The sequence below is a fragment of the Chitinophaga sp. genome, from assembly GCF_036569185.1.
GTDB lineage: Bacteria > Bacteroidota > Bacteroidia > Chitinophagales > Chitinophagaceae > Chitinophaga.
The window spans coordinates 1-5136 of the sequence record NZ_DATCRD010000142.1; the positions used below are offsets into that span (position 1 = coordinate 1).

The 5136-nt window shown below is 47.6% G+C and carries 4 protein-coding genes; 2 read left to right on the forward strand and 2 right to left on the reverse strand.

Features of this window, described 5'->3' with window-relative positions; genetic code table 11:
* Positions 1–1478, reverse strand: a 1478-nt coding sequence (locus VIM72_RS10070; protein ID WP_332002706.1) for a TonB-dependent receptor, incomplete at its 3' end; no start/stop codon positions are given.
* 149 nt (positions 1479–1627) lie between these two features.
* Here VIM72_RS10070 and VIM72_RS10075 point away from each other — a divergent pair.
* Entirely contained in the window at positions 1628–2461 is an 834-nt protein-coding gene (locus tag VIM72_RS10075) for an ester cyclase (RefSeq protein WP_332002707.1), read from the forward strand.
* A 287-nt stretch (positions 2462–2748) separates the two neighbouring features.
* Positions 2749–4149, forward strand: a complete 1401-nt coding sequence (locus VIM72_RS10080) for a hypothetical protein (protein WP_332002708.1) — start codon at positions 2749–2751, stop codon at positions 4147–4149.
* A 132-nt stretch (positions 4150–4281) separates the two neighbouring features.
* On the opposite strand, the gene VIM72_RS10085 is transcribed toward VIM72_RS10080, so the two are convergent.
* Positions 4282–4899 carry a Crp/Fnr family transcriptional regulator gene (locus VIM72_RS10085; protein WP_332002709.1) on the reverse strand — a complete coding sequence of 206 codons (618 nt, stop codon included), beginning with the start codon at positions 4897–4899 and terminating at the stop codon, positions 4282–4284.
* Positions 4900–5136: the final 237 nt, after the last annotated feature.

Consider the following 5136-nt stretch of genomic DNA (forward strand, 5'->3'; position numbering starts at 1 on the left):
GCCTGCGTGTTCTCTTTGTAATCAAATTCGTTGCTGAGGTTTGTATCATATTCCTGTTCACCGGCAGCATTCTTTTTGTAATAAAAAGCATTGCTGTAGGTATCAATAAAGCTCAGCTTTCCACCTATCATAAATTTCGCAAAACGGGTAGGCAGGTCCATATCAGCCTTGAGCGTGTAAATATGAATGCGTTGTTTGTTGTCATCATAATAACGGGTCGTGCCGGAAGGATGGGTCATATCGTTACCCGGGTAGTTATTGCTTTCAAAATCCGACCTGTCTGTACGGTAGTAACTGAAGTAATCTGCATTCAGCAGCAGTCTGCGGCCGGTAGTATCAAAATTGATGGTGGAATGCAGGTTGATGGAATGATTATCTGCGACAGGGTGGTAAGTGGCCCGCGTTTTCATGATGGAATCCTGTTTTCCTGTAGCGTTATCAAAAACGGGGTTGTTTACATAATCGCCGCCGTCATACAGGTTTTTACCGCCCTGGTAATTAAAGCCTATGGAAGTATGCCTGTTGATCTTATAGTCTGCGCCGGCCATGATATTCGCATTGAGATAAGTATACTTCCCCGTATCCGACTGTATCCAGGTTTGCTTCGGGTACCAGATAGTAGTCCGGAAGCCTTCCAGGTGCTGGTCCTGGTCGAGGTTGATGCTCCCGTAAGCCGACCACCGCTCCGCGTTATAATTCAGCGTGGCATTAGCATTCAGCGCTTCATAGTTGCGGGTGCCATATACAACGGCGGGGTTGTGGAGCCAACCTTTGGCATTGGCCTGCACGGTGCCGGAATAGCCTTCTTTTTTTCGTTGACGGGTGGTGATGTTGATCAGCCCTGCGTTACCTTCTGCATCATATTGGGCAGAAGGATTTTTGATCAGTTCAATTTTCGAGATCTGGCTGGCCGACATCGATTTTAAATAACGTACCAGGTCGATGCCCGCCAGTTGTACCAACCGGTCGTTGACCATTACTTTTACAGCTCCTTTGCCGGTAATATTGATTTCATTATCATTCACCTTTATACCCGGTACTTTGGCGATGGCTTCCAGCACATTGCTCCCTGCGGCGGTAATATTGGAGGCCACATTGTATACCAGTTTGTCAGGATTGTTTTCAATAGCGGTTTTGCCGGCAGTGACCGTTACCCCGCCCAGCCGGGTACTGCCGGGTTGTAAGAGAATACTCACTACGGTGTCGCGCGCAATATGGAGATGCAGCGTAACCGCCTGGTAGCCGCCTGCAGCAGCATGCAGTGTATAGTCGCCGGTTGACAGGCCCGTGAAACGGAAGCTGCCGGTACTGTCTGTTTGCAATACCTGTTGCGGATCGCCGGGTAGCCGTTGAAGTTGTACAATAGCGTAAGCAACGGGTGTATTGGATGTATTGTTCACTGTGCCTGTAAGTACCGCCTGCGCATGAACGCTGATGCTGATAATACTTACCAGGAAAAAATTAATCAGAAATTTCAAAGACGTGGGTTTTTAATGATAAGAGCTGTGGCCAAGATAAAAAAAACGGATAGAAAGTAAAAGCTGATAAGTATAAGCGATGGGGCAGATCAATGATTTTTTACAATCCCGGCGCCGGCAGGAGCAATACTTTTGTGAAAAGAAAAACGATGAGATCAGTTCATAACACGATATACCTGGCCATAGCGCTGCTGCTGCCGGTATTATCATTCTCACAGCAAAAAAATATTCATCAGCAAAAAGCAATTATGGAAATGAACAAAGCAATTATACAGGACCTGTATGAAAAAGTAATGAATAAGAGAGATATGAGCCTGCTACCCCTGATGGTATCAGAAGAATACACCGGGCCTGAAGGAAGTAAAGGAGTAGCCGGTTTTATTACGCCCATAACGCCACTCATCGCAGCTTTCCCCGATATACAATGGAAAATATCCTCTCTGGTGTGCGACAGTGATAAGGTAGTGGCCAAATGGACCTGGTACGGCACTCAAACCGGCGACTATAAAAATATTCCCGCTACCGGCAAAGCCATTCACATCAATGGCGTTGCTGTTTACCAGCTGAAAAACGGGAAAATAATTGCGGGGGAAGTGCAAACGGACCGCCTGGGGTTCCTCACCGGGTTGGGCGTATTACCGGCGGATATTGCCACCGCACCGGTAAATGAACAGGTACAGTTCATTGATAAATTCCTGGTGCCACCTGCCGGTATCGCGGAGTTCAAACAAAGAGTAGCAGTGAACCGCCGGTTTATAAAAACATTACCGGGCTTTATTTCAGACGCTGCCTATGAATATATTGATGAACAGGGTAACCTTGTTTTTGTAACCATTGCACAATGGCAAAACAAGGCGGCTGTAGCCAGCGCCAGAGAGCAGGTGCAGGCGGAATACAAACGGTCGGGTTTTGATATGCCCGCTATGATGAAACGCCTGGGCATTAGTATGGACAGGGGATTATATACCCGCGCAGCGGAGTAACGGTGACCTGTATCCGAAAAAGGGAAGTGGCCCGGAAACATGGAATTACATCCCGCGCAAAGGCAGTATATATTTAAACAACCCAGGGAGTGCAGGCCGCTGCACTCCCTGGGTTGTTTAAAATCCGTTTACAATTGTTTAAATTCTGTTGACAGGTTACTGTAAAAAGATGTGTTAACTTATATACCTGAACAACCAAAACTGAACTGTAACATCATCACCAGGTGTTGTTGCGCATAAGTTGAAAACCCGAAACCCCCTTTTATTATTCATCTAAAAAACACAGTATGAAAACTTCATTGTTTGCTGCAGCATGTATCATGCTGGGCATGCTGACCGGATGCGAAAAGAAAAGCGCTCCCGGCAGTGACCTTCAACCCGTTGCCGGAAAAAAAGAGTTGCAGGTGCTGGCCACGCCTCCTGCTACCTGGCAGGAACACTGGTTTGAGCATCAGCAGCTGCTGAACCGCGTTTTTTATGATACCAGCGTAGCGGTGTATTTTGATAATGATGTTAACAGCAGCATCACCTGGCCCAATACCTACCTGGCGCAGGTATGGAACTACACCAAAAGCAGGTATGGCGCCTTTGGCGACGACTCCCGCCTTTTTGCGATCTTCCACTCCGGGAAATATTCCGGCGGTCACCCTTCTACGTATATGGATGCAGGTCATGATTACCGCAACGTAATTGATGTAGGTTCTTCCGATCCAAATGCATGGATCTCCGGCACCGGCAACGATATTGATCTTACTACGCATGAAGTGGGCCATATCGTGGAGGGCGCATCCAAAGGTGTGCATGGCTCCCCGGCTTTCGGCATATGGCACGATAGCAAGTGGATGGAGATCTACCAGTATGATGTGTACCAGGCCCTGGGCCGCAGCAGCGATGTAACCCGCTGGTATAACATGAAGATCACGCAAACAGATGCTTTTCCCCGCGCAGGTACCTACTGGTTCAGGGATTGGTTTTATCCTATTTACGCCAATTACGGCGGCGGGGCTGCGCTGAATAAATTCTTTTCATTGCTGGCACAGCATTTCCCAAAACAAACATTCAACAACGGTATCACTACGTATCCTGAATACAGCCGGGGGCTTAACTTTGGCGAGTTTGTGCATTACTGGAGCGGCGCTGCCAATAAAGACCTGAAGCAACTGGCGCTTACCGCTTTCGGGAATAAAGATGAACAGGGCAACGACTGGACCGCCCAGCTGAAACAGGCGAAATCAACTTTCTCCGGCATCACCTACCCGTCGGATGATATTACCAGTGCCGGCGTCATCACGGTGAGTAAAGAAAACGGCGGCGGCCCTGCTGCTGCAGAAGGCTCGCTGAAACTCACGGACAACGTGTACAGCACCAAACTGTTTGTTAATGCAGTGCCTGCCGATTTTAAAATGCAGTTGCAATTCACTACCGGCCAGATCGTGAAATCATATACCCTTACTTCCGGTGATGATGCCATTGACCGCGATCCGAAGAATTGGCAACTGAAAGGCTCTGATAATGGTACTACCTGGACCGTACTGGATACGCAAACCAACCAGGTATTCAGCGCCAGGAATCAAACCCGGCAATTCACTATTGCCAATACTACCGCGTATAAATATTATGCGGTGTATGTAACAGGCACCAATGGCAGCGTGGATTTCCAGCTGAGCGAGTGGCGACTGTTCAAATAATGGAAAAGCGGGTGTGTCAGAAGTATTTTCTCCGTTTTATCGGGATGCCCCGGGGCAGCGCATTGCTGTTGATGTAATTCCCGGTTGATACACCCGCTTCATTTTCGTATAATGGTAAGCGTTATATCATTATCACATCTCCTCAAACCTGCGCAATATTTCTTCCAGCTGCTTCCTGCTCAAACCAATATTTAATCCCTGGGGATCCAGTATGTTTTTAGCCCTCAGTTCCTTCAATGTCCTGTTGAAGCTGCGGATGGTGATACCCAGGTAAGCTGCCATATCTTTTTTCGGGATCACAATATCCTGTGCGGCCTCCAGCGCCAGTAAACGGAGCAGGGTATATTCAACGGGGTATAATTGCTGGTAGGACGTGCGGATACAGGTTTGCCGGATGCGGACGGCCAGTTCTTCGAGCAGCAATCTGTTGAACGTAGTATTGTTTACCAGCAGCCAGGCAAACAGGCGATGCGGGATAGCATAGGCGGTAACCGAAGTAATGGCTTCAATATTACACAGGCATTTTTCTTTTTTGATGCCTTCAAGTTCCCCGGTGATTTCTCCCTTGCCAAGAAATTCGAAAATATAGTCTTTCCCGTTATCTTCCTCGAGATAACATTTGGTAATACCCTCCCGGATGATATACACATAGCTGATGGTATCCCCCTGGTGGATAAGGCGGGCGCCTGGAGCGAAAGTTTTTATGGTCACCGCTTCACTTTCCGGGGCGGAGGCAGTGAATTGCTCCATAAAATGAAGAAAAGCAGGATTGGTCCGTAACATACATTGAAAAGGAGGACAAATGTCCCGTTTTATAACCTGCCGGGTTTTATTTTTGCACCCGGAAAAAATGCAAAAATAACAATGATCTCTGATATTAGCGTTATCGCATTCGATGCAGATGACACCCTTTGGGTAAACGAACCTTACTTCCAGGAAACAGAAACGCTATTTTGTAGCCTGCTGGAAGATTACCTGCCGCATCAT

What these genes read in the sequence shown, in the direction of transcription:
- VIM72_RS10075 (WP_332002707.1), top strand. Translation starts at nt 1,628, where the DNA reads ATGAGATCAGTTCATAACACGATATACCTGGCCATAGCGCTGCTGCTG.
- VIM72_RS10080 (WP_332002708.1), top strand. Translation starts at nt 2,749, where the DNA reads ATGAAAACTTCATTGTTTGCTGCAGCATGTATCATGCTGGGCATGCTG.
- VIM72_RS10085 (WP_332002709.1), bottom strand. Translation starts at nt 4,899, where the DNA reads ATGGAGCAATTCACTGCCTCCGCCCCGGAAAGTGAAGCGGTGACCATA.